This is a genomic window from Streptomyces thermovulgaris (assembly GCF_002155915.1).
Classification (GTDB): Bacteria; Actinomycetota; Actinomycetes; order Streptomycetales; family Streptomycetaceae; genus Streptomyces; species Streptomyces thermovulgaris.
In genome coordinates this window covers 1-4,566 of record NZ_MUME01000377.1, presented here as the reverse complement: position 1 = coordinate 4,566, position 4,566 = coordinate 1, and the positions used below count along the sequence as shown (strand labels likewise).

Sequence of the window (4,566 nt, the reverse complement as noted above, 5' to 3'; positions counted from 1 at the left end):
TCCCCGCACCCCGTCTCCTCGCCCTCCGGGCCCTCCTCCGCCGTGCTCCCGCCCTCCTCCCAGGGGCCGGCACAGGCGGAACTCCTCGACTTCGTCCGGCGCACCGCCGCCGACACCGAGCTGATCGCCTCGCTCCCGCTCGACCCGAAGGACCGCACCTGGGTGCGCCTGGACGGGCCCGGCGGCAGTGAGGCCTGGCTGATCGGCTGGCCTCCCGGCAGCGGCACGGGCTGGCACGACCACGCCGACTCGATCGGCGCCTTCGTCACCGCCACCGGTGAGCTGACGGAGCACTCGCTCGCCGTCCGGCTGCCCACCGAGGGCTGGGAGAGCCTGGAGCTCACCGACGGCGTGGACCGCACACGGCGGCTGCCGGCCGGACGGGGCCGTTCCTTCGGCCGCCATCATGTCCACGAGGTGCTCAACGAGTCCTCCCGGGACCATGCGGTGTCCGTGCACGCCTACTACCCGCCGCTGCCCCGCATCCGCCGCTACGGCCGCACCGGCCGGACGCTGCGCCTGGAGCGGGTCGAGTACCCGGAGGACTGGCAGTGAGCGGGAAACGGCGGGCGATCGGGATCGACGAGCTGCTGGAGCGGGTGCGGCAGGGGTACGAGCGCATCGGGACCCAGGAGGCGTACGACGCCGCCCGGGCCGGCGAGGCCCTGCTGGTGGACATCCGGTACGCCGCGCTGCGCGACCGCGACGGCCTGATCCCCGGCGCCCTCGTCATCGAGCGCAACGAACTGGAGTGGCGGCTGGACCCCTGGGGCAGCCATCGCGTCCCCGAGGCCACCGGTCACGACCTGCGTGTGGTCGTCGTCTGCGACGAAGGCTATGCGTCGAGTCTGGCGGCCGCCTCCCTGCACCGGCTGGGGCTGCACCGGGCGACCGATCTGGTGGGCGGCTTCCAGGCGTGGCGGGCGGCGGGGCTGCCGGTGGTCCCGTCGTAGGGCGGGCTCAGGGGCGGCGGGGCCGTGCCTGCCTCAGATCCCCTCGCCCACCAGGAAGTCCATGTCCTCGCCCTCCTCCTCCAGCGCCTGCCGGACCACCCGCAGGGCCAGACCCTCGGAGTAGCCCTTGCGGGCGAGCATCCCGGCGAGGCGGCGCAGCCGCTTGTCGCGGTCGAGACCGCGGGTGGAGCGCAGCTTGCGGGCGACGAGTTCGCGTGCGGTGGCCTCCTCCTGTTCGGCGTCGAGCCGGCCGACCGCCTGGTCGATCAGTGCGGCGTCGACGCCCTTGGTCCGCAGCTCCCGGGCGAGCGCGCGCCGTGCCAGTCCGCGCCCGTGGTGCCGGGACTCCACCCAGGCGTTCGCGAAGGCCCTGTCGTCGATCAGCCCGACTTCCTCGAACCGCGACAGCACCTCCTGTGCGGCGTGGTCCGGGACGTCCCGCTTGCGCAGGGCGTCCTCGAGCTGCTTGCGGGTGCGCGGGGTCCCGGTGAGCAGGCGCAGACAGATCGCGCGCGCCCGCTCCACCGGGTCCCCCGGAGGCTCCCCCCGTCCAGCCCTCGACGCGGAGGGGGCGCCCCCGTCCCCGGCGGACGCCTCGCCGGCACCGTGCCGACGACGTCCGCGTCCACCGTGCGACCCGCCGTCACGCGGGTCGTCCCGATGTGCGCCACCCGCACGCGGCTCACCCGTGTGGCGCAGGCCGTCCGATGCGTCGTCCCCGTGCATGCCGTCCGCGGACACGTCGTCCCCGTCCGCGCCGGGGCCGGGAAGGTCCTCGGTCTTCCACCCCCAGGGGGCGTCGAGGGCGGTGTCCTCGGACGCGGCCCGGTCGGTTCGTCGTACCACGGTCAGCTCTTGGCGGCGACGGCCTTGGGCTTGGCGGTCCTGGCAGCCGCCGCGGCGGGCGCCGTCTTGGCGGCGTCCGCGGCGGTGACCGCGGCGTCCGCGCCCGGTTCGGCGGCCGGCTCCTCGGTCCGCACTCCGACGCCCAGCTTCTCCTTGATCTTCTTCTCGATCTCGTTGGCCAGGTCGGGGTTGTCCTTCAGGAAGTTGCGCGCGTTCTCCTTGCCCTGGCCGAGCTGGTCGCCCTCGTACGTGTACCAGGCGCCGGCCTTGCGGATGAAGCCGTGCTCCACGCCCATGTCGATGAGGCCGCCCTCGCGGCTGATGCCCTCGCCGTAGAGGATGTCGAACTCGGCCTGCTTGAAGGGCGGTGCGACCTTGTTCTTGACGACCTTGACCCGGGTGCGGTTGCCGACCGCCTCCGTGCCGTCCTTGAGGGTCTCGATGCGGCGGATGTCCAGACGCACCGAGGCGTAGAACTTCAGCGCGCGGCCACCCGTCGTGGTCTCCGGGGAGCCGAACATCACGCCGACCTTCTCGCGCAGCTGGTTGATGAAGATCGCGGTGGTCTTGGACTGGTTGAGCGCACCGGTGATCTTGCGCAGGGCCTGGCTCATGAGGCGGGCCTGCAGGCCCACGTGGCTGTCGCCCATCTCGCCCTCGATCTCCGCGCGCGGGACGAGCGCGGCGACGGAGTCGATGACGATGAGGTCCAGGGCGCCGGAGCGGACCAGCATGTCCACGATCTCCAGTGCCTGCTCGCCGTTGTCCGGCTGGGAGAGGATCAGCTGGTCGATGTCGACGCCGAGCTTCTTGGCGTACTCGGGGTCGAGGGCGTGCTCGGCGTCCACGAAGGCGACCGTGCCGCCGGCCTTCTGCGCGTTCGCCACGGCGTGCAGGGTCAGCGTGGTCTTGCCGGAGGACTCCGGGCCGTACACCTCCACGATGCGGCCGCGCGGCAGACCGCCGACACCGAGGGCCACGTCCAGCGCGGTCGACCCGGTCGGGATGACCTCGACGGGCTCCTTCGACCGCTCGCCCATGCGCATGACCGCGCCCTTGCCGAATTGCCGTTCAATCTGCGCGAGCGCGGCGTCCAGCGCCTTCTCGCGGTCGCTTGCTGCCATGGGTTCCACCCGGTTCGCTTGAGTCGATCGCTTCACGTCAAAGACGCTAACGCCTGCCACTGACAACGCGCCCTGACGCACGTCCGGCCTGTGGACAACCGAGGGGCCGACCGCTTCGACACCGGACCGGATCCCTGCGCCGACCCCTGCCGGAACCTCCATAAGAATGGATGTTCGATTTTCGTGTCAAGCGAGCCACACCCCGGACGGCCGGTCTCCCCGCCCTCTTTCACCCCTGTTGCCCCGCGCGCTTCCCGGCGGCCTCTTCCCCGGCGTCCCCTCTCCCGGCGGCGCCCTTCCCCGTGGTCTCCTCCCCGGCCGCCGCCGTGCTCCCCGAGGGGTCCGCTCCGGTCTCCGCCGCCCGTGTCGACCGTTCCCCCCACAGCTGCCGGGCGTGCTCGAGGAGTCCCTGTACGCGCGTGAGGAGCCCTCGCGCCGGGACACGTCTGCGGTGGCCGTGGACACGGGGGTCGTCCGCGACGTCGTACCGCTTCACATAGGCCCCCAGGAAGGCCTGCAGGGTGGCGACGGCGGGGATGGCGATCAGCGCGCCGACCGCGCCGAGCAGCGCGGTCCCGGCGACGACCGACCCGAAGGCGACCGCGGGGTGGATGTCGACGGTCTTCGCGGTCAGCTTGGGCTGCAGCACGTAGTTCTCGAACTGCTGGTAGATCACGACGAAGACCAGCACCCACACCGCGTACCACGGGTCGACCGTGAAGGCGATCAGCATCGGCAGGGCACCCGCGAGATAGGTGCCGATGGTGGGGATGAACTGCGAGACCAGCCCCACCCAGACGGCCAGCGCCGGCGCGTAGGGCACGTCCAGGAACTCCAGCAGGACGTAGTGGGCGACGCCCGAGACGAGCGCCATCAGGCTGCGCGAGTACAGGTAGCCGCCGGTCTTGTCGACGGCGATCTCCCACGCGCGCAGCACCTCGGACTGTCGGGCGGGCGGCAGCACGGAGCAGACGGCGCGGCGCAGCCGCGGCCCGTCGGCGGCGAAGTAGAACGAGAACAGGGTGATCGTCAGCAGCCGGAACAGCCCGCCCAGCACCTGGGCGGAGACGTCGAGCACCCCCGCGGCGCTGTTCTGCGCGTAGCTGCGCAGCCACTCGGAGTGGAGCAGCTCCTCCTGCACGTCCACCCGCCTGAGCTCGGTGTGGAACGTGGCGTTGACCCAGTTGATGACGGAGTCGAGGTACTCCGGGAAACCCTCGATCATTGTGATGATCTGCCCGGCAAGCATCGAGCCGAGCAGTGTCACGAAGCCGGCCGAGGCGACCACCAGGGTGAGGAAGACCAGGAAGGTCGCAAGGCCCCGGCGCATGCCGAGCGCCGCCATGCGGCTCACCGCGGGTTCTATGGCCAGGGCCAGGAAGAACGCGATGAGGACGTCGAGCAGCAGGCCGGTCAGCTGGTGGAAGGCCCAGCTGCCGAGCTGGAAGGCCGCGACGAGGCCGAGCGCGAGCACCATGGCGCGCGGCAGCCAGCGGGGCATGCGGGCCGTCGGCCCGGTGGTGTCCGGGGCCGGGGTTTCCGGGGAACGGGGAGGCGGCGGGGCGCCGAGCGGGGATGCCTGCCGGGCCGTCCGCCCGGACCCGTCAGTGGGTGCCACGGTCCAAGTCTCGCCCATGCCGTCG

Annotated in this window: 5 protein-coding genes; 2 read left to right on the top strand and 3 right to left on the bottom strand. The window is 72.2% G+C overall.

Translation table 11 applies throughout. The features are described 5' to 3' along the window. The first annotated feature begins 42 nt into the window (after window positions 1–42). Together CCN35_RS24500 and CCN35_RS24495 are read left to right on the top strand one after the other, a co-directional pair. Window positions 43–555, top strand: coding sequence for a cupin domain-containing protein (locus tag CCN35_RS24500; protein WP_086794380.1), 513 nt, complete (start codon window positions 43–45; stop codon window positions 553–555). Beyond that, entirely contained in the window at window positions 552–953 is a 402-nt protein-coding gene (locus CCN35_RS24495; RefSeq protein ID WP_067393425.1) for a rhodanese-like domain-containing protein, read from the top strand. The genes CCN35_RS24500 and CCN35_RS24495 overlap by 4 nt, the downstream gene beginning before the upstream one ends. Before the next feature lie 33 nt (window positions 954–986). Here the strand turns inward: CCN35_RS24495 and recX are convergent, their stop codons facing one another. From recX to CCN35_RS24480, 3 genes are all read right to left on the bottom strand, one after another. Continuing rightward, entirely contained in the window at window positions 987–1,799 is an 813-nt protein-coding gene (gene recX / locus CCN35_RS24490; RefSeq protein WP_425444320.1) for a recombination regulator RecX, read from the bottom strand. Between the two features lie 2 nt (window positions 1,800–1,801). Next, window positions 1,802–2,923, bottom strand: a complete 1,122-nt coding sequence (gene recA / locus CCN35_RS24485) for a recombinase RecA (protein WP_067393430.1) — start codon at window positions 2,921–2,923, stop codon at window positions 1,802–1,804. 229 nt (window positions 2,924–3,152) lie between these two features. Further along, window positions 3,153–4,541, bottom strand: coding sequence for an AI-2E family transporter (locus CCN35_RS24480; RefSeq protein WP_245863413.1), 1,389 nt, complete (start codon window positions 4,539–4,541; stop codon window positions 3,153–3,155). Between the last annotated feature and the right edge of the window lie 25 nt (window positions 4,542–4,566).